The following is a 19,163-nucleotide window of genomic DNA, read 5'->3' as shown; positions in this document are numbered from 1 at the left end:
GGCTGGCGGCCCTCATTGTGGTGCCGCCAGCAACCGCGTGACGGCATCAGGGACCTCATGGTCAAAACGGCCGCTTTTCCAGTCGTAATAGCGATGTTCGCTCCAGGGCCTGTCCATGCCGGCTATCGCGGCGCGCAACCTGCCGACTACCGCTACCTGATCGCTGCCGGCAAAGTCTATTTCCAGTGAACCGATCCGGCGCAGGATATCGCGGTTAAGCAGAAGTGCGCCCGAGCGGCATTGGGAGAAGGATGTTCTGCGGGAAACGACGACAATATCGGCGATATCACAAGCCTTTCCGGCAAATCGACCATCTTCCAGAACGATGATCCATTCGCCGCTTCCCGCGCGTGCGGCACACCATATGCCCTTGCTGCAGGTGAAAATACCGGGCTCCGCGTCTCTCAGGGCCACCGTCATCTGCCGTGCAACCGCCCTCATCTTTTCCGGATCAAGCTTTGCCTTGGTCAAAGCCACGGTGGTTGCCGCAGCCTCGCTCTTGAGAAAGACCGGCGGAACTGGCTGTTCCGGCAGCAGCAGTGCCCTTTGCCACTGGTCATAAACGAAACCCTGCGGCCGTGTTTTCGTCGTGTAGGTTTTGCCATCCTCCAGCAGCGCCACCAGCATGCCATCCTCATGAACAAGCAGATGAGGCGGATTGCGATAGGCCGTGGCCGCCGACAGGCCAAAGGCGAGGACCAGAAACGGCAAACCAAGAAGCGCCAGCCGGCTGCGTAACAATGCCAGCAGCAGAAAACCAACGGAGGCAAGCCCCAGGAACCAGCCATGTGGCCGCCCCGTCGCAGCGCTTCCTCCCCAGGAGGCCACCTCCCGAGAAACTTCGATCACGAGAGCCATACCGTAACCCATGACCTTGAGGAACGGAGCATCAAGCCCGAAAGGCATCAGCAGCATGGCGACAAGGCCGAAAGGCATGACGATCAGCGACATGAGCGGCATGGCGGCCAGATTGGCAAAAAGTCCATAGGTGGTGACACGCTGAAAATGCTCGGCGGAATAGATCGCAGTCGAAAGACCGCCGATCAAGGACGTCGTGATGACGCCGCCGATGATGGCGCCCGCCGTTTGCGCCACCGTCATCCATGCCGGTTTGCGCCCGATGAACAGACGCTCGCGATCGCTGCGCCAGCGGCTCCAGGCGGCATAGGAGGCGACGAGCGCGATGGTTGCGGCAAAGGACATCTGGAAGCTCGGCCCCATGATTTCCGAAGGCGACAAGGCAAGAATGACCAGAGCGGAAAGCGCAATATTCCTGAGACTGAGCGAGGGTTGATCGAAAAGAACGGCAATCAGCATCACCGACATCATCAGCCAGGCCCGTTCGGCGGAGACGGCGAAACCGGAAATCAGATAATAGGCAAGCGTCATCAGGAGTGCGGCGAAAGCCGAGATCTTCTTGACGGGCCAGCGCTGCGCAAATGCCGGAAAAAGGCTGAAGGCAAGCCTCAGCCCCACAAAAAATATGCCTGACGCCAACGCCATGTTGAGCCCGGATATGGCGACGATGTGGGCAAGGCCGGAAAGTCGCAGCGCTTCCATCGTCTTGGCGGATATGGCCTGTCTCTCATCGGTGACGATCGAGGCGGCAAAAGCGCCGGCATCCCCGCCGATGGTGCTGCGGATACGTTCGGCAATGGCGGCGCGCAGGCCGTAAAGCCGCATATCGGCCCATTCCAGCCAGTTCGTTCCGGTCTTTATGTCACCTTCAAGTGATATGACCGTCTGTGGCGGTTTATAAAAGAAGCCCGTCGCGCCTATGCCCCTGAAGTAGGAGGCAAAGGCGAAATCATTGAGCCCCGGCAAAGCCGGGCCGGACGGCGGCGAAAGCCGCGCCTTGCCACGAATGGTCGCGCCCAGTGCGACGGGCTCACCTGCCCCGCGCGCGAGAAGCGAGACCTTCTCCGGCGAGCGTGACAATGTCGGCGCCTCCGTGGCGGACAGCTGCACCACATATCGCCAATCCCCGCGCGCATCGACCTCCCGGCGCGTCACCGCACCTGTAATGGTGGTGGTGACGGGCGTATCCAGCACCACGGTTCCCACCCGCCGCGTTTCGATCTCGGCGAAAAGCATGCCCAGCAAGAACAGCGCGAAAAAGCCGCAGGCCGTCGCCGCCAGACCCGAACGATATTTCGTGAAGGATGCCAGACCCGCTGCAATGAGACATGCGATCGCCAGAACAGGGAGTGAAGGCGAGGTGTCGAGGGAAAACCAGAAGATCGCACCACAGCCGATGAAAACCGGCGCGAAAAGAAAATCGTGGCCGAATGCGCGCTCCTCGGCAACGCAGGCGGCGATTTTTTGAGAGGCGAGAGCACGCAGTTTTGGCCTGCTGACAAGGGCGGGTGGGTCATATGTCGCGACATCCCCGGCTCTGTGTAGTGGAAACAGAATCTCCGCCGTGCCGGGCAAGCCGCCCTGCATCGTTTCCGCATATCCGAAATGCTGTTTTTCCCCTTGACCAGGCAATCCGCGCCGCGCCCCTGCCGCACCGGAAACAGGTTTGCAGGCGGATGCGAGGGATTGCAATGCTTTCCTTTAACCCTGCGTTGACCGAGATCGAATTGCCATGATGATAAAGCGAAAAGCAACGCAATTGCGTATGCCGCAATGCACAATTTGACCTTTGGATAGCTTGGCATCGGCGCAAGGATCATATAGCTAATCGGTAGACGCTTAACCGCGGGGCGTGTCTCAACGCCCCCACCCGCATGTTTTCGGAGGATCAGTATGACGGAAAAAAGCGCTACAGTGACACTTGGCGAAAAACAGGTCGAACTCCCGGTCAGGGAAGGCACGATTGGACCAAGCGTCGTCGATATCGCCACGCTGTACAAGCACACGGGCTCCTTCACCTACGACCCGGGTTTCACCTCGACGGCCTCCTGCGAATCCAAGATCACCTATATCGATGGTGACGAAGGCGTTCTCCTGCACCGTGGTTTCCCGATCGAGCAGCTTGCCGAACAGGGTGACTTCCTGGAAACCTGCTACCTGCTGCTCTACGGCGAACTGCCGACGGCTGCGCAGAAGAAGGATTTCGACACCCGCGTCACGCGCCACACCATGGTGCATGAGCAGATGAGCCGCTTCTTCACCGGCTACCGTCGCGATGCACACCCGATGGCCGTCATGTGCGGCACGGTCGGCGCTCTCTCGGCCTTCTACCACGACTCGACCGACATTACCGATCCGCACCAGCGCATGGTCGCTTCGCTGCGCATGATTGCGAAGATGCCGACGATCGCCGCCATGGCCTATAAGTACCATATCGGCCAGCCCTTCGTTTACCCGAAGAACGATCTCGATTACGCCTCCAATTTCCTGCACATGTGCTTTGCCGTGCCCTGCGAGGATTACAAGGTCGATCCGGTTCTGGCCCGCGCCATGGACCGCATCTTCATCCTGCATGCCGATCACGAGCAGAACGCCTCCACCTCCACGGTGCGTCTTGCCGGTTCTTCGGGCGCCAACCCGTTCGCCTGTATTGCGGCTGGCATTGCCTGCCTCTGGGGCCCGGCTCATGGCGGCGCCAACGAAGCGGCGCTCAACATGCTCAACGAGATCGGCACGGTTGACCGTATTCCGGAATATATCGCCCGCGCCAAGGACAAGAACGATCCGTTCCGCCTGATGGGCTTTGGCCACCGCGTTTACAAGAATTACGACCCGCGCGCCAAGATCATGCAGAAGACGATGTACGAAGTGCTGGAAGCCACCGGCAACTCCGACGATCCGATCATGCAGGTCGCGCTCGAACTGGAAAAGATCGCCCTTTCCGATCCTTATTTCGTCGAGAAGAAGCTTTACCCGAATGTCGACTTCTATTCGGGCATCACGCTGAAGGCGCTCGGCTTCCCCACGACCATGTTCACCGTTCTCTTCGCTCTCGCCCGCACCGTCGGCTGGATCGCACAGTGGAACGAAATGATCGAAGATCCGCAGCAGCGCATCGGTCGTCCGCGCCAGCTCTACACGGGCGCCGGCAAGCGCGACTACGTTCCGGTTTCCAAGCGCTAAGCCGCGAAACCATTTGAGATCAAAGGCCGGCAGGTTTTCACCCGCCGGCCTTTTTTGTTGGGCGTCTGAGTGGTTCTTAGTGGCGCGCCGCAACGCCCAGGAACTGCTTGAGTTCGGGGGTTACGGGATTGGCGAACACCTCTTCCGGCGGGCCAATTTCATGCACCCTGCCCTCATGCATGAAGACGACGCGAGAGCAGACGTCGCGCGCGAACTTCATTTCATGCGTCACCATCAAGAGCGTCATACCTTCGGCGGCGAGTTCCCGCACCACGGCAAGCACTTCCGCAACCAGTTCGGGATCGAGCGCCGAGGTGATCTCATCGCAGAGCAAAGCGATCGGCTGCATGGCGAGGGCGCGGGCAATGGCGACGCGCTGTTGCTGACCACCTGACAACTCATCGGGATAGGCATCGAATTTATGCGCCAGACCAACCCGTTCCAGCATCTTGCGGGCAACGGCTTCCGCCTCCGGTTTCGACGTCTTCTTGACCACCATCTGTGACAGCATGACATTGCCGCCGACGGTCTGGTGCGGGAAGAGATTGAACTGCTGGAAGATCATGCCGACCTTCAATCGAAGTGCCTTGAGATGGAGATCGTCTTCGAGAAGCTGTGCGCCGGCGACCGATATGGAACCGGCCGAAATCGTCTCGAGCCCGTTGATGCAACGAAGCAGGGTCGATTTTCCCGATCCGCTCTTGCCGATGATGGCGATGACCTCGCCCGGCTCGACATCGAGATTGATGCCCTTCAGAACCTCGTTGCTGCCATAGCTTTTGCGGACTTCAGTGATTTCGATGAGCGACATTGAGCTTCCTTTCGAGGATCTGGCTGCTCTTCGACAGAGGCCAGCACAGCGCGAAATAGATGAGGGCCACGAGGCCATAAACGGTGAAGGGCTGGAAGGTGGCGTTGGTGACGACCGTGCCGGCCTTGGACAGTTCCACGAAACCGATGATCGAGGTCACCGCCGTTCCCTTGATGACCTGCACGAAAAAACCGACGGTCGGCGGAATGGCGACCCGCATGGCCTGCGGCAGGATGACGTAACGCATCTGCTGCAGGCGGCCCATGGCAAGGCTTGCCGACGCCTCCCATTGCCCCTTGGCGACAGATTCGACGCAGCCACGCCAGATTTCGGTCAGGAAGGCTGCTGCCCACAGGATCAGCGTCAGACCCGCCGCGAGCCAGGCCGGCACATCGATACCGAAGAGACCAAGGCCGAAAAAGGCTATGAAGAGCTGCATCAGCAGCGGCGTTCCCTGAAAAAGCTCGACATAATAGCGTGCGAAAGCCCGTATCGATTTTTTCCGGGAAATGCGCATGAAGAGCAGAAGCAGCGCCACCAAGCCGCCGCCCGCAAAGGAGACGAGCGAGAGCAGCACGGTCCAGCGCGTGGCGAGCAGCAGGTTTCTGAGAATATCCCAGGTGGAGAACTCGATCATCGGACACTCCTGCGCGGAAAAATGAGGTTGCCGCCCATCAGCAGCACCTGCCGGAGAAGAATGGCTAGCACGAGATAGATGACGGTGGAGACCATGTAGGCTTCGAAGGCGCGGAAGGTGCGCGACTGGATGAAATTGGCCGCGAAGGTCAGGTCCTCGGCGGCGATCTGCGACACGACCGACGAACCGAGCATGACGATTACCACCTGCGAGGAGAGCGCCGGCCATATTCGTTGCAGGGAGGGAACCAGCACCACGTGGCGGAAGGTTTCGAAACGGGTCATGGCAAGGCTTGCGCCGGCCTCGAACTGCCCCTTCGGCGTCGCCTGAATGCCGGCACGAATGATCTCGCAGCTATAGGCCCCGAGATTGACCACCATGGCGATATTGGCAGCGCTCAGTTCCGACAGTTGCAGGCCAAGCGACGGCAGGCCGAAAAAGATAAAAAACAATTGTATGAGAAACGGCGTATTGCGAATGAGTTCCACATAGGTCGCGACCGGCGGCCGCAGCCATTTCGGGCCAAGCGCGCGCACCCAGGCACAGAATATGCCGAGCGCGATGCCGAGAACGCCGCCGACGGCGATCAATTCAAGCGTGACGGCGATACCCTTGGCGATCTGCGGATAATATTCGAGGAGCCATCCAAAATCGAACGTGTATTTCACCCGATGTTTCCTTCGGAAGAGGACAAACCATACGCCGGACCGGGATCAGAAGGGGCCGGCGCATGTGTTTTCCGGGTTGGTCACAGATCCTTCGGAAGATCGGTTTTCAGCCACTTCTGTGCGATGGTGTTCAGCGAACCGTCGGTCTTTGCGGTGGCGATGATGGCGTTGACCTTTTCCAGGAGCGCCGGCTGTTCCTTGTTCAGGCCGATATAGCAGGGCGAGTTCTTGATCAGGAACTTAAGCTCGGGACGCTTCGGCGGGTTCTTCGCGAGAATGGCGGCGGCCACGACATTACCCGTGGCGACGGCTTCCACCTGGCCGGCAAGGAAGGCCGAAATCGTGCCGTTATTATCCTCGTAGCGCTTGATCGTGGTATCGGCGGGAGCGACCTTGGTCAGTTCCAGATCCTCGACGGCGCCACGGGTAACGCCGATGGTCTTGCCGGCCAAATCTTCGGCCTTGGTGACAGCAAGCGAGTCCGGGGCGAACACGCCGTTGAAGAAAGGCGCATAGGCGGTGGAGAAGTCGATGACCTTTTCACGGTCCGGGTTCTTGCCGAGGCTCGAAATGACGAGATCGACCTTGTTGGTCTGAAGATAGGGAACGCGGTTTGCGCTGGTGACCGGCACGAGTTCGACCTTCACGCCGAGCTTCTCGCCGATCAGGTTCGCGACGTCGATATCGTAGCCCTGCGGGGCCATATCGGTGCCGACGCTGCCGAAGGGCGGGAAATCCTGCGGGACCGCAACGCGGATCGTGCCTCGGGACGTGATATCACCGAGCGCATCGGCAAAGGCTGCGGGCGAAAAACCAAGTGTTGCGGAAATCGCGGCAATGGCAAGCAATGAACGTCTGGAAATCATTGGGAATTACTCCTTGGGGCTTGAGGAAAGCGGTTGCAGTGAAAGCGAATTGCGAAGCTCGTAGAGCGGGTCCGGTCTGCGGGTGAGATCGAGACCGGTTTCGACTTCGTCGAGGTGGCGGATGGCGAGTTCAGCGGCGGCGTGAAAATCTGCCGCCTTGATCGCCTCGAAAATGCGGCAATGCCCGTCATGCGATTGCTGCGCATGGAAATCGGACTGGTAGAGCATGGAGATGAGGATTGTTCTGGCCGTCAGGTCGCGCAGCGTTTCGACGATGATGTCGTTTCCGGCGATCTCCGCGATGCGGATGTGGAAATCGCCCATCAGACAGGTCAGGCGCTGGCGGTCGCCTTTGGCAATCGCCGCCTTTTCTTCATCGAGATGATCGGCGAGGATCGTTATGCCTTCCGCGCTGATGGCGGAAAGGTTGCGTAAAAGTCCATATTCGATGATGCGCCGCGCCTCATAGACCTTGATGGACTCTTCGGCGGAAGGCTCCACCACGAACCAGCCGCGGCGCGGGCTGACGGTAACGATGCCGCGCGTTTCAAGCCGCATCATCGCCTCGCGGATGCGCGTGCGCGACACGCCGAAAAGGCTGGCGAGCTGGTTCTCGCTAAGGCGAGTGCCCGGGCGGATGCGAGCGGAAAGGATGCCTGATATGATGGCGTCTTCCACAGCGCTCTGGGCGCTTTCTGATGTATGGCTATCTTGCATACAAGATTGAAAGCAAGAGGTGTGCCAGACGTAAATTCGCCGGCCGCGAACCCTCTGAAGGCCAGAGAATTGCCGTCCTAACGATCAAATGCGTTAAAACCGCCCCCTCGCCTGCCCGCACTGGCGGCAAGGCGGCGGCGAGCTTAACCTATCGGAAAAACCGCTATTTCCACCGCCTGATGACAGGACGGCTGCGACTATACCGAGGGACTGTTCTTGTTGTTGAGGACATCGAGAAGAATGCGTGCGCCGGTTTCTCCCGGCGGTACATCCGTGTGCAAACGCTGCTGCACCAGCGCATAACCTTCGAGCATCGCCCGCCGCTCGGTGGTGTCGGAAGACAGACGTTCCGCCCAGCGCAGCATCGAGCCTGACCTGACCACCTCGTTGAAATATTCCGGAACGATGGCGTAGTCGGCGATCAGGTTCGGCAAGGCGCCAGTCCAGGTTTTCACCCGCTTGCTCAACATGGTGAAAATCCAGTCGGTCTTGTAGACCGAGATGGTCGGTACGCCCGCGAGTGCAAGTTCCAGAATGACCGTGCCGGAAGCGGCGATGGCCGCATCGGCTTCAGCAAACGCGTTCCATTTGAAGGCGGAATCGATGCCGATTTCGGGCCTGATATCCTCCGGCCATGATGCCGCCAGTTCGCGGATGCGTTTTTCCTGACGTGGCACGGTGGGCAGGAGAAACCGCGTCGGACCGTTGCGCTCTACAAAAGCTCTCGCTGCCGCCTGAAAAGGCTCCATCAGCCGCGTCGTTTCAGTGGAACGCGAGCCCGGCAGGAGGAGGATGGTTTTCGGCTGTCCATCTGCAGGTAGAGAGCGTTCCGCCCGCTTCTGCCGCACAGAGAGCACATCGGCATCGACGCTGAGCCGATGGCCGACAAAGGTCGTCGGGGGGCCGCCGAGACGGCGCATCGCTTCCGGCTCGAAGGGCAGCAGGGCCAGAACATGATCGACATAGGACAGCATCGCGGTGGCGCGATATTCCTTCCACGCCCAGACGCTGGGGCAGACATAATTGACAACAGGCAGATGCGGCAATTGCCGGCGGACTTTCTTCGCAACGCGATGGGTGAAATCCGGGCTGTCAATGATCAGCAGAATATCGGGCTTTGCAGCAGCGATTGCCTGAGCGGTCTGGTTGATCCGAGCAATGAGCTTCGGCAGCTTTTTCAGAACCTGCGTGAAGCCCATGATGGAGAGCTCGGAATAGTCGAACAGGGAAATCAGACCCTGTGCCTCCAGCGCCTCGCCGCCGACACCCACCAGCTCGACGGGGCCTGCATATCGGGCCTTGAGCGACCGGATCAGATCCGCACCCAGAAGATCACCGGATACCTCTCCGGCTATGACCGCCACTTTTAATGCCGCCGTCATCCGATCAACTCTCCCCCATCATGTCTCCGCTGAGTGACGTATCGATACCGCAGACGAATATGCCCGCCTCGTCGGCCGCTTTCAACATCGCCTCGCGATCAAGCACCAGCGCCCGTCCGGCTTCGACGGCGATGCCGGCCAATCCGGCCTTGCGTGCATTCTCCACCGTTTCCACACCGATTGTCGGCAGGTCGGCGCGCACATCCTGCTGCGGTTTGCACAGCTTTACGAGTACACCCTTGCGGCGCGGGGATATACGTCCTTCGGCGCGCAATGCCGCGACGCGCGCCAGCATGGCGTCCGTGCCCTCAACACCTTCCAGCGCGACGATACGGCCACCGACGGCGACTGCACCCTGCCCCACATCGAGCTTGCCGAGCGCAAGCGCGGCTTCCGCAGCCTTGCGTATATCACGAAGATCATCCTCGGCAGGTTTTTGCGTACCGAAAGGACCTATAGAGGCAAGCAGGCCGGGGGCGATCTCATGAGCACCGATGACTTTTGCGCCAAGCGTGCCGATGATCTTGATGACCATCTGCAGAACGGCGTCGTCGCCGCTCGACAGCAGTGTCCTGACAATGGAAGGCAGTTTGAGCAGGATGCCGACTGTTGGGCGGATTTCCCGCCATTCCGGCCGTCGCGCCACACCGCCGGAAAGCACGACACGGTCTACCTGGTTTTCGCGCAGCAGACGGCCAAGCTCGGCAACATCACCGACACTGATGACGGCATTGTCGAAACCGCTCCAGTCGAAACGGGAATCATCACGCAGGCGAACGATGAAAGGGTTCTCGCCCATCTCACGGGCGGCTGACGCCACATAAAGCGGCAGCTGGCCGCTGCCGGCCACAATGGCGAGACGCCCGCCGCCTGTCACGGCTCACTTGCCCCGGTTGGGCGAAGAGATCGCACGGTCGCTATCCGCACCGATGAAATCGATGACCTCAAGCGCCTGCGGGCAATCCAGATAGTCGTTACGGTCTATGGCCGCCGCATTGCCGCGAATCGTGCCTTCGGCCTCGAAAATCGCCTTGTAGACGCGTCTGACCTTGTGGATATCGGCGCGCTCGATGCCGGCACGGGTCATGCCGACGACGTTCAGGCCCCCGAGGATGCCGGGATTGCCATTCAGCATGCCATAGGGAATGACATCGTAATTGACCGCCGACAGCCCGCCGATGAAAGCCTGTCGGCCGATGCGGGTGAACTGGTGCACGGCGCAGCCGCCGCCCAGAATAGCGCGGTCCTCAATGGTGACATGGCCCGCCAGCATCACATTGTTGGACAGGACGATGTGGCTGCCGAGGCGGCAATCATGCGCCACATGCGAATTGGCGAGGAAGAGATTATCGTCACCAATAACGGTCTTGCCGCCGCCATCGGAACTGCCGGCATTCATCGTTACGCCTTCACGCATGATGCAGCGTTCGCCGATTTCGAGCGTCGTTTCCGAACCGTCGTGGCGAATTGCCTGCGGCGTCCCGCCGATGACCGCCATGGGATGGACAACCGAGCCACGGCCGATCACGGTCCGGCCGGAAACAACAGCGTGATTGTGCAGCCAGACACCGTCATGCAGCGTGACTTTCGCGCCGACATAACTCAGCGCGCCGATGACGACGTTTTCACCGATCACCGCGCCGTCTTCGATGACGGCCGTCGGGTGAATTCTGGCCGAGGCGGCAATCGTGCTCATTGCTGGTCCTCGGGGATCATCATGGCGCCGACATCTGCCTCCGCCACCAGCGCGCCGTCCACCTTCGCCTCGCAATGGAATTTGAAGACATTGCCGCGCTGACGCTGCTTCACCACATGGATTTCCAGACGATCACCGGGAACGACGGGCCTGCGGAAGCGCGCATTGTCGATGGTCATGAAATAGACGAGGTAACCGCCCTCACCCTGGCTACGGGCGCAGATCGCGCCTGCCGTCTGGGCCATGGCTTCGACGATCAGAACACCAGGCATGATCGGGCGATCCGGGAAATGGCCGGTGAAATGCGGTTCGTTGACGGTGACGTTCTTGATGCCGATCGCCGAGTTGTTACCATCGATCTCGATGATCTTGTCGATCAGCAAGAACGGGTAACGATGCGGCAGAAGCTTCATGACTTCCAGAATGTCAGCCGCGCCGAGCGTCGTCTTCGTTTCTTCAGTCATTGTTTTTCTCTCCTGTTTTTTTATCACGCCCTTCAGCGCGCGCCAGAATTTCGGCCATGTCGCGCAGGAAATATTTCATTGGACGCGCAGGCGTTCCGCCATAACGGGCGCCTGCCGGTACGTCCGCCACAACACCGCTCATCGCCGCAATCTGCACGCCGTCGCCAATGTTGATATGGCCATTGATGCCGGCCGCACCACCAATCATCACACCGTCGCCGATGCGCGTGCTGCCCGCAATGCCAACCTTGCTGACGATGCCGCAATGGCGGCCGATGCGGACGTTGTGGCCGATCTGGACCTGATTGTCGATCTTGGTGCCTTCGCCGATGACCGTGTCATCCATGGTGCCGCGATCGATCGTGGTGTTGGCGCCAATCTCGACATTGTCCTGAATGATGACACGACCGATCTGCACGATCTTCAGCATGCCGCGTGGACCGGGGGCATAACCGAAACCGTCCTGACCGATGCGCGCGCCGTTGTGGATAATCACATTATTACCGATGAGCGAGGCAAGAACGCTTGCGCCGCCTGCAATGGTGCAATCGCGCCCTATCTGCACATCCTGCCCGATGATGACGCCGGGGCCAATCCGCGTACCAGCGCCGATATGCGCGCCGGCTCCAATCACGGCAAGCGCCTCGACGATAACGCCCGCCTCCAGCTTCGCGGATGGATCGACATGCGCAGCATGGGAAATTTCGGCGTCCATCCGCGCTATCGGACCGGGTCGCATGGCGGAAGGATGCAGAAGGGCGCCAACCTGCGCAAAAAGCGTGTGTGGGTTCTTCGATATCAGCGCGGGTGTGTGAGACGGAAGCATGTCTACAAGCGCCGCATCACAAATAACGGCGCCAGCGTCGCAGGTCTGCAGCTCATCGCGGCTCTTGCGCGAAAGAATATAGCAGAGCTGATCGGGCTTTGCCCTATAGACCGGCGAAACGGACCTGATAATCCGTTCTCCCGCCGCCTCGTCAGACAGTTCCGCCCCAAAACGGTCTGCGATATCTTTCAATCGCAGTCCCTCGTGGGGCGGAAAAAAGGCATTGTATTCCATCAGCCGGAAACTCCAGAACGTTCAAAGTTGCAGTTCTGGACTGCCGATATCAGAAAGTGTTGGACATGCCAAACCGGAAACGCTGTTCCTCGTCGTAGTCTTCCTTGGCGATCGGTACCGCGTAGTCGACGCGGATCGGACCGAAGGGCGACGCCCACATCACGCCGACACCAGCGGATGCGCGGATGGAGTTGTCGTCCTTCACACCTGCACTGTTGGCAACCTTGTTGCCATAGAGCGTGCCGGCATCCACGAAGCCAGCAAGACGCAGGCCGAAATCTTCCGGAACGCCAGGCATCGGAGCCGTGACTTCAGCAGACGCGGCGAAATAGGTCGTGCCGCCGATGGAGTCGGAGCCGATACGCGGACCGATACCGTCGTTCTTGAAGCCGCGAACCTGACGGCCGCCGAACTTGAACTGATCGAAGACCAGCAGATTGTCGCCCGTCGGCACTACGTGACCGGCCTGACCCGTGAGCGAGCCGATGACATCGTATTCGTCAGACAGCGTATAGAAGAAACGAGCCTTGGCGTAGATCTTGTAATATTCGGAATCGCCGCCGAGGCCTGCAAATTCGTTCGTCAGAGCAGCCTGCCAGCCTTCACGCGGCATGTTGCGGTCGTCGAGCGTATTGTAGTTCAGCGTGTTCGAAATGATGGACTGCGTCCAGTCACCGCCACGGATCAGGTCCTTATAAGGCGCGGCAAGGTTACTGCCGGTTTCCCAGTCGCCTTCGCCATCATAGTTGAGCTGCTTGTAGGTGTACTTGAACGTTGTCGAGAGGTCCTCGGTGATCGGCGCGGTTACACGCAGCGCGAAACCCTGCTCGTCGTAGTCGTAATAATCTTCGCTGCGGCTCTGGCTCTTGAACAGGTCGAAACCTGCGGCAAGACGATAGCCGAGGAAGTAAGGCTCGGTGAAGGACAGCGTGTAGCTACGTGCATCGTCTTCACCCGCACCGGCGGCAAGACGAATGTACTGGCCACGACCGAGGAAGTTCTTTTCTTCGATGGAGGCTTCGAGCAGAACGCCGTCGTTCTGCGAATAGCCTGCGCCGATACCAAACGAACCCGTCGACTGGTCTTCTACGTCGACAACAATCACGACGCGGTCAGGCGCGCTGCCGCCGGCGGTCGAGATATTGACCTTCGAGAAATAGCCAAGCGCTTCGAGACGGCGCTTGGCAGCCGTGATGACCGTCTGGTTGAACGCGTCGCCTTCGGAGATATCGAACTCGCGACGAATGACGTAGTCACGCGTACGGGTGTTGCCACGGATTTCGATACGCTCGACATAGGCGCGCTCGCCCTGGTCGACGATATAGGTCACACCGATGGTGTTGCCAGCCATGTCGCGGTCGCCGCGCGGCGTTACGCGGGCAAAGGGATAACCTTCGCCAGCCACGCGCTTGGAAATCGCTTCCATGCTCTGCTGAACTTCCTTGGCGCTGTAGCTGCCACCCTGACGGGTTTCCACCAGGCCCTGCAGCTCCGAACCGTCGACGCCCGGAACGGTCGATTCGACCGCGACGTTGCCGAAGTTGTAACGCTGACCTTCATCGACCGTGATGGAGATGGTGTATTCGTTCTTGGACTCGTCCAGCACAGCTTCGGAGGACACGACACGGAAGTCGGCGTAACCGCGGTTGTAGTAGAACTGGCGCAGCGCCTCTTCGTCGGCGCGCAGCTTGTCCTCGTTGTAGACGTCCTTGCGTGTCAGGAACGACAGCATGTTGGACTTCTTGGTATTGATGACGGCGGCCAGACGACCATCGCTATAGGCATTGTTGCCGACGAAATCGATACGGCCGATCTTCGTGCGCTCGCCTTCATTGATGACGAAAGCAATGTTCACACGGCCCTGACCGACGGAAACGGTCTGCGTGGTGACTTCAACATCGCTACGGCCGATGGCGGCATAGGCTTCCTTGATGCGGGCGATATCCGCCGTCACGATGGCCTGATTGAACGGGCCGAGGGACTGGGTCTGCACGATGCCGGCGAGCTTGTCGTCCTTGATCTTGCGGTTGCCGTTGAAGACCACCTGGTTGACCAGCTGGTTCTCATTGACAGTGACGACCAGCGTGCTGCCGGAAACGCGCATGGAGACATTCGAGAAGTAACCGGTGGCGTAAAGACGCTTCACCGATTCATCGATATCCGAATTGGAAAAGTTCTTACCCGGCGCAATGGTGATGTTGGAACGCACGGAGTCCGCGCCGGACCTTTCAGCCCCGCGAACATCGATCCTGCTGATGACGGCTGCATTTGCAACGTCAGCAGAGGCAAGCACGCCAAGGCCCGCAACCGAAGCAACACCGGCAGACAGAGCAACCGCCGACACAGCGTTCAAAAATCTTGAACCAGCCTTCATTTCAATTCTTACCTTTTTACGTTGTCCCTCAGCGGGCGGAACCCGACTCCGGCCATGTGCGTCGTTTTACCTGCTTTTCCCCTACAAGCAAGCGCGAACGTTAAATTCTGTTTACTTCGTGCTCCAGAGTGGCTCATTCGCCACTTCGGCATAAAAACAGGGTAAACAAACAACTAACAAAACCGTTAAAACACAATCCTCAGCCGATCAAGCTGCTGATATCATTCCATGTTGCAAAAACCATAAGACCCAAAATCATCATCATGCCGATACGGAACGCGACTTCCTGCGCGCCCGCGCCGAGCGGCCTGCCGCGAATGGCCTCGATCGCGTAAAACACCAGATGACCGCCGTCCAGAACCGGCACAGGCATCAGGTTCAGCAGACCGATCGAGACGGAAAGGACTGCGGCAAGCTGGATAACAGCGGAAATGCCAAGAGTCGCCATCTGGCCGGACGCCTGCGCCACCCGCACCGGACCACCCAGCTGATCGGCATTCATGCGGCCGGTCACGAGATTGCCGATATAGTTGAAGGTTCCGGTAATAACGTGGCCGGTTTCGCGCACGCCTTCGGCCAGGGCCTCGGTCGGCGAATATTCAATATGGCGGAAATTGCCGCTGGTCTGGTCGGTAACGATGCCGATAATGCCCATTTCCAGCTTGTTGCCGAACTGGTCGGTGGTTTCCGTGCGGGTCGGAACCATCGGCAGCGTCATCTCCTCGCCCGCCCTTTCGACGGTTACGGTGATCGGCGTGCCCGGGCGGATGCCGACGTAACGGCGGACATCCTCGAAAGTCATCACTTTTTCGCCATCGATTGCGACCAGCCGGTCGCCGGGCCGCACGCCAGCTGCGGCGGCAGCGCTGTTTTCGCGCACTTCCGCCACGACCGGATCGGCGATCATCCGGCCATAAATGCCGAAAAGCACCGCGAAGATGAGAATGGCGAGAATGAAATTTGCAATCGGGCCCGCAGCAACCGTGGCCGCTCTTTTCCACAGCTTTGCGCCGGAAAGCGTCTGCGCCCTCTCTTCCAGCGACATATGCGACAGGCCGGAACTATCCGGCTTGCTGGCGGCATCCTCATCGCCGAAGAACTTGACGTAACCGCCGAGGGGAATCGCGGAAATCTTCCACCGCGTACCGTGCTTGTCGGTGAAACCGATCAGCTCCGGGCCGAAGCCGATGGAAAATGCCGTGGAACGGATGCCGCACCAGCGCCCGACCAGATAGTGGCCCATTTCATGGACAAAAACGAGCAGGGACAGCACCAGGATGAAGGGCACGATATAGCCGGTCAAAAAGCCGGTCGCCGCCATTACTGTGTTCATGACAATCTGCCCTTTATGTCGTGACCTTTCGCGCCGTTCAGAAACCCGGCAACAGACCGCCGCCCGATCCGGGCACGTCGCCGGTTGCCGCCGCATGCACGAAAGCAATGAGGAATACCGTAAAGCAGGCGAAAACAAGACCGTCAACACGGTCCATGAAGCCGCCATGGCCCGGAATGAGATGGCTGGAATCCTTGACCTGGAAACGTCGTTTCACGAAGGATTCAAAGAGGTCACCGATCTGGCTGAATACCGACAGGATGAACGCGAGCCCCAGCACCAGCAGGCTCAATCTGCCGTGATAGGCCATGGACACTGCGCCGCCTCCGATCACCGCCGCCGCTGCCCCGCCGATCGCACCCGACCAGGTCTTGCCGGGCGAAATCGAAGGCGCAAGCTTCGGCCCGCCAATGGCGCGTCCAACGAAATAGGCGAGAATATCCGTCGACCAGACGACGGCGAAAATGAAAAGGATGGACACGAAGCCCGTCAGCTCATCACCGCGAATGGCCGCCAGCGAGATGCCGCTCAGGCCCGCATAAAAAATGCCGCCCACCAGCCACCAGTTCCTGCCGCGCAAAACCGGAAACAGGGCTGCGGTCAGCGTGAAGCCGGATAAAAGCGGCAGATCGAGCGAGGATTCGCCGAAAATCGTATTGCCGGCGATGACGGCGACCGCGAACCAGCCCCAGGCATTGCCGGTCGGGTTGGTTTCCGACAGCCGGGTAATCGTCGACCATTCATAATAGATGAGGATCGCCAGAAGACCCGCGACGATGCGAAACAGAATGCCGCCATACCAGGTCGCGGCCAGAATGACCGCCGCCATGACGATTGCGGAGACGATCCGCAGTCTGAGTTCACGGCTCATCAGGCGCCTGCCACGGCAACCTGCTCGGTGAGTGCACCAAAGCGGCGGTCACGCGTTGCATATTGCTCGATTGCGGAGAAGAATCGCTGGCGGTCGAAGTCGGGCCAATATTCGGGAACGAACAGGAATTCGGAATAAGCGGCCTGCCAGAGCAGAAAGTTTGACAGGCGCTCTTCGCCACTGGTGCGGATGATAAGATCCGGATCCGGCATGCCCGACGTGTCGAGCCGGGCCGAAATCATCTCCGGCGTGATCGAATCGGCATCAAGCCGGCCTTCGGCGACATCGCGGGCGATTGCCGCCGTGGCGCGCACAATCTCGTCACGGCTTCCATAGTTGAAGGCGATCACCAGCGTCAGCTTGGTATTGCCTGCCGTCATCTGCTCCGCCTCTTCGAGGAGAGAGCGTATGTCGGTCTTCAGCCCCTGCCTGTCACCGATGATCCGCACACGGACATTTTCGCGATGCAGTTCGGCAAGGTCACGCCGGATGAAAGCCTTCAACAGCCCCATCAGGTCACTCACCTCGGATTCGGGTCTGCGCCAGTTTTCCGACGAGAAAGCAAACAGCGTGAGATAGCGTATTCCGCAATCACCAGCCGCGCGCACGGTCTCGCGCACGGCCTCCACCCCGCGGCGATGCCCCATCACGCGCGGAAGACCGCGCTGCTTTGCCCAGCGTCCATTGCCATCCATGATGATGGCGACGTGCTCGGGTATGGAGGAACGTGTCGTCGTCGGCATATCGATCCAGTAACAGGGCAGCGCGGAATTAAAACGAATAAAATACAGGTCTACCGCAAGCGATATCAGACCTGCATGATTTCCTTTTCCTTCTCGGCAAGCAAGCGGTCAATTTCCGAAATCGTGTCGTCGGTCATTTTCTGCACCTTTTCCGACTGTCCACGGCTTTCGTCCTGACCGATGTCGCCATCCTTTTCGGCTTTTTTCAGACCATCCATGCCGTCGCGGCGCACATGGCGAATCGCGACCTTGGACTTTTCGGCATAATCATGAGCGACCTTGACGAGCGATTTGCGGCGCTCTTCGTTCAGTTCAGGCAACGGAATTCTGAGGTTCTGACCATCGACGATCGGGTTAAGGCCGAGATTGGATTCCCGGATCGCACGATCGACGGCATTGACCATCGACTTGTCCCAGATGTTGACGCCAAGCATGCGCGGCTCCGGAACCGTGATGTTTGCAACCTGGTTGAGCGGCACACGCGAACCGTAAGCTTCAATGGTGACCGGATCGAGAATGTTGGCCGAAGCCCGGCCGGTGCGCAGCGATGCGATGTCGCTCTTGAATGCGTTGATGGCGCCATCCATGCGGCGCTTGATATCGTTGAGGTCAATACCACTCATCTTGATACTCCGTCTCTGTCGGCTGTGGCCGGAATTCGCCCAGGGGGCGGCGTCTTTTTTGATTACTTGTCGTGCACGATGGTCTTGCGGCCACCGCCGGTCAATATCTGCGCGAAACCGCCCTTCTCGTGGATCGAGAAGACGATGATCGGAATATGGTTTTCGCGGGCAAGCGCGACAGCGGCGATATCCATGACCGCCAGGCCCTTGCCGAGCACTTCGCTATGGGTCAGCTCGTCGAAACGGGTGGCTGTCGGATCCTTCTTCGGATCGGCGGAATAGATGCCGTCAACCTGGGTACCCTTGAAGATAGCCTCGGCGCCCATTTCCGCGGCGCGAAGCGCTGCAGCAGAATCGGTGGTGAAGAACGGGTTGCCCGTACCGCCGGCGAAAATCACCACACGCCCCTGCGCGAGATGGTGAAGGGCGGCGCGCTGGGAGAAGCTCTCACAGATTTCAGGCATCGCGATTGCCGAGAGAACGACGGTGTCGATGCTGAGCTTGCGAAGCGAAGTTGCGAGCGCCAGTGCGTTGATGACGGTTGCCAGCATGCCCATATGGTCGCCGGTAACACGATCGCCCCCCTTGGAGGCCACGGCCACGCCGCGGAAAATATTGCCGCCGCCGACGACAACGCCGACTTCAACACCCATCGCCCTCGCCTCGGCGATATCGGAGGCGATACGGTCGGCCACCGCCACATCGATACCGAAACCCTGATCGCCCATAAGGGCTTCACCGGAAGCCTTGAGAAGAACACGTTTGTAGATCGGCTTGGAAGACATCATGACTCCTCGGAAATGTAACCGAAACGCGGATACACGAAGGGCACCGCGTTGTCACGCGATGCCCTCCCGTTTTCCCAAGATTGGGTAAA

General features: G+C 59.4%; 18 protein-coding genes. 1 reads left to right on the top strand and 17 read right to left on the bottom strand.

Annotated features, from left to right (window positions below):
• Nucleotides 1-12: 12 nt before the first annotated feature.
• Entirely contained in the window at nt 13-2,445 is a 2,433-nt protein-coding gene (locus CFB10_RS00870) for a ComEC/Rec2 family competence protein (protein ID WP_020012429.1), read from the bottom strand.
• A 306-nt stretch (nt 2,446-2,751) separates the two neighbouring features.
• Here CFB10_RS00870 and gltA point away from each other — a divergent pair, with 306 nt between their 5' ends.
• On the top strand, nt 2,752-4,041 hold the full coding sequence (gene gltA / locus CFB10_RS00865) for a citrate synthase (protein ID WP_003502585.1): 1,290 nt from the start codon (nt 2,752-2,754) through the stop codon (nt 4,039-4,041).
• A gap of 76 nt (nt 4,042-4,117) precedes the next feature.
• Here the strand turns inward: gltA and CFB10_RS00860 are convergent, their stop codons facing one another.
• From CFB10_RS00860 to pyrH, 16 genes are all read right to left on the bottom strand, one after another.
• Nucleotides 4,118-4,852, bottom strand: coding sequence for an amino acid ABC transporter ATP-binding protein (locus CFB10_RS00860; protein WP_003502584.1), 735 nt, complete (start codon nt 4,850-4,852; stop codon nt 4,118-4,120).
• Nucleotides 4,830-5,489, bottom strand: coding sequence for an amino acid ABC transporter permease (locus CFB10_RS00855; RefSeq protein ID WP_020012428.1), 660 nt, complete (start codon nt 5,487-5,489; stop codon nt 4,830-4,832). Before CFB10_RS00855 ends, CFB10_RS00860 begins: the two co-directional genes overlap by 23 nt.
• Nucleotides 5,486-6,157: an amino acid ABC transporter permease gene (locus tag CFB10_RS00850; RefSeq protein ID WP_020012427.1), complete on the bottom strand. Its 672-nt coding sequence runs from the start codon at nt 6,155-6,157 to the stop codon at nt 5,486-5,488. The genes CFB10_RS00855 and CFB10_RS00850 overlap by 4 nt, the downstream gene beginning before the upstream one ends.
• 80 nt (nt 6,158-6,237) lie before the next feature.
• A complete protein-coding gene (locus CFB10_RS00845; protein WP_020012426.1) occupies nt 6,238-7,023 on the bottom strand; it encodes a transporter substrate-binding domain-containing protein in 786 nt (261 codons plus the stop codon).
• Nucleotides 7,024-7,029: 6 nt separating this feature from the next.
• Entirely contained in the window at nt 7,030-7,740 is a 711-nt protein-coding gene (locus CFB10_RS00840; RefSeq protein WP_020012425.1) for a GntR family transcriptional regulator, read from the bottom strand.
• A 197-nt stretch (nt 7,741-7,937) separates the two neighbouring features.
• On the bottom strand, nt 7,938-9,122 hold the full coding sequence (gene lpxB, locus CFB10_RS00835) for a lipid-A-disaccharide synthase (protein WP_020012424.1): 1,185 nt from the start codon (nt 9,120-9,122) through the stop codon (nt 7,938-7,940).
• 4 nt (nt 9,123-9,126) lie between these two features.
• Complete coding sequence (locus tag CFB10_RS00830) at nt 9,127-9,999, bottom strand: LpxI family protein (RefSeq protein WP_020012423.1); 873 nt, start codon at nt 9,997-9,999, stop codon at nt 9,127-9,129.
• Nucleotides 10,000-10,002: 3 nt separating this feature from the next.
• Nucleotides 10,003-10,818, bottom strand: a complete 816-nt coding sequence (gene lpxA, locus CFB10_RS00825; protein ID WP_020012422.1) for an acyl-ACP--UDP-N-acetylglucosamine O-acyltransferase — start codon at nt 10,816-10,818, stop codon at nt 10,003-10,005.
• Nucleotides 10,815-11,282, bottom strand: a complete 468-nt coding sequence (gene fabZ, locus CFB10_RS00820) for a 3-hydroxyacyl-ACP dehydratase FabZ (RefSeq protein WP_003502572.1) — start codon at nt 11,280-11,282, stop codon at nt 10,815-10,817. The genes lpxA and fabZ overlap by 4 nt, the downstream gene beginning before the upstream one ends.
• Complete coding sequence (gene lpxD / locus CFB10_RS00815) at nt 11,275-12,342, bottom strand: UDP-3-O-(3-hydroxymyristoyl)glucosamine N-acyltransferase (RefSeq protein WP_020012421.1); 1,068 nt, start codon at nt 12,340-12,342, stop codon at nt 11,275-11,277. Before lpxD ends, fabZ begins: the two co-directional genes overlap by 8 nt.
• Before the next feature lie 49 nt (nt 12,343-12,391).
• Nucleotides 12,392-14,716: an outer membrane protein assembly factor BamA gene (gene bamA, locus CFB10_RS00810; RefSeq protein ID WP_020012420.1), complete on the bottom strand. Its 2,325-nt coding sequence runs from the start codon at nt 14,714-14,716 to the stop codon at nt 12,392-12,394.
• A 199-nt stretch (nt 14,717-14,915) separates the two neighbouring features.
• A complete protein-coding gene (gene rseP, locus CFB10_RS00805) occupies nt 14,916-16,037 on the bottom strand; it encodes an RIP metalloprotease RseP (protein WP_020012419.1) in 1,122 nt (373 codons plus the stop codon).
• A 49-nt stretch (nt 16,038-16,086) separates the two neighbouring features.
• The gene (locus tag CFB10_RS00800) at nt 16,087-16,920 is read right to left on the bottom strand and encodes a phosphatidate cytidylyltransferase (protein ID WP_020012418.1); all 834 of its coding nucleotides are present in this window, start codon (nt 16,918-16,920) and stop codon (nt 16,087-16,089) included.
• On the bottom strand, nt 16,920-17,663 hold the full coding sequence (locus CFB10_RS00795) for an isoprenyl transferase (protein WP_020012417.1): 744 nt from the start codon (nt 17,661-17,663) through the stop codon (nt 16,920-16,922). The genes CFB10_RS00800 and CFB10_RS00795 overlap by 1 nt, the downstream gene beginning before the upstream one ends.
• A gap of 65 nt (nt 17,664-17,728) precedes the next feature.
• Complete coding sequence (gene frr / locus CFB10_RS00790; protein ID WP_003502562.1) at nt 17,729-18,286, bottom strand: ribosome recycling factor; 558 nt, start codon at nt 18,284-18,286, stop codon at nt 17,729-17,731.
• Between the two features lie 62 nt (nt 18,287-18,348).
• The gene (gene pyrH / locus CFB10_RS00785; RefSeq protein ID WP_003502561.1) at nt 18,349-19,071 is read right to left on the bottom strand and encodes a UMP kinase; all 723 of its coding nucleotides are present in this window, start codon (nt 19,069-19,071) and stop codon (nt 18,349-18,351) included.
• Nucleotides 19,072-19,163 lie beyond the last annotated feature (92 nt).

The organism is Agrobacterium sp. 719_389, from assembly GCF_900188475.1.
Classification (GTDB): Bacteria; Pseudomonadota; Alphaproteobacteria; order Rhizobiales; family Rhizobiaceae; genus Agrobacterium; species Agrobacterium radiobacter.
The sequence above is the reverse complement of the archived record's forward strand: the minus strand, read 5'-3'. Positions and strand labels throughout refer to the sequence as shown.

Excerpts from the sequence above, each read along its gene's own strand:
- CFB10_RS00870 (WP_020012429.1), bottom strand. The coding sequence starts at position 2,445 with ATGCAGGGCGGCTTGCCCGGCACGGCGGAGATTCTGTTTCCACTACAC.
- gltA (WP_003502585.1), top strand. The coding sequence starts at position 2,752 with ATGACGGAAAAAAGCGCTACAGTGACACTTGGCGAAAAACAGGTCGAA.
- CFB10_RS00860 (WP_003502584.1), bottom strand. The coding sequence starts at position 4,852 with ATGTCGCTCATCGAAATCACTGAAGTCCGCAAAAGCTATGGCAGCAAC.
- CFB10_RS00855 (WP_020012428.1), bottom strand. The coding sequence starts at position 5,489 with ATGATCGAGTTCTCCACCTGGGATATTCTCAGAAACCTGCTGCTCGCC.
- CFB10_RS00845 (WP_020012426.1), bottom strand. The coding sequence starts at position 7,023 with ATGATTTCCAGACGTTCATTGCTTGCCATTGCCGCGATTTCCGCAACA.
- CFB10_RS00840 (WP_020012425.1), bottom strand. The coding sequence starts at position 7,740 with ATGCAAGATAGCCATACATCAGAAAGCGCCCAGAGCGCTGTGGAAGAC.
- lpxB (WP_020012424.1), bottom strand. The coding sequence starts at position 9,122 with ATGACGGCGGCATTAAAAGTGGCGGTCATAGCCGGAGAGGTATCCGGT.
- lpxA (WP_020012422.1), bottom strand. The coding sequence starts at position 10,818 with ATGAGCACGATTGCCGCCTCGGCCAGAATTCACCCGACGGCCGTCATC.
- fabZ (WP_003502572.1), bottom strand. The coding sequence starts at position 11,282 with ATGACTGAAGAAACGAAGACGACGCTCGGCGCGGCTGACATTCTGGAA.
- lpxD (WP_020012421.1), bottom strand. The coding sequence starts at position 12,342 with ATGGAATACAATGCCTTTTTTCCGCCCCACGAGGGACTGCGATTGAAA.
- bamA (WP_020012420.1), bottom strand. The coding sequence starts at position 14,716 with ATGAAGGCTGGTTCAAGATTTTTGAACGCTGTGTCGGCGGTTGCTCTG.
- rseP (WP_020012419.1), bottom strand. The coding sequence starts at position 16,037 with ATGGCGGCGACCGGCTTTTTGACCGGCTATATCGTGCCCTTCATCCTG.
- CFB10_RS00800 (WP_020012418.1), bottom strand. The coding sequence starts at position 16,920 with ATGAGCCGTGAACTCAGACTGCGGATCGTCTCCGCAATCGTCATGGCG.
- CFB10_RS00795 (WP_020012417.1), bottom strand. The coding sequence starts at position 17,663 with ATGCCGACGACGACACGTTCCTCCATACCCGAGCACGTCGCCATCATC.
- frr (WP_003502562.1), bottom strand. The coding sequence starts at position 18,286 with ATGAGTGGTATTGACCTCAACGATATCAAGCGCCGCATGGATGGCGCC.
- pyrH (WP_003502561.1), bottom strand. The coding sequence starts at position 19,071 with ATGTCTTCCAAGCCGATCTACAAACGTGTTCTTCTCAAGGCTTCCGGT.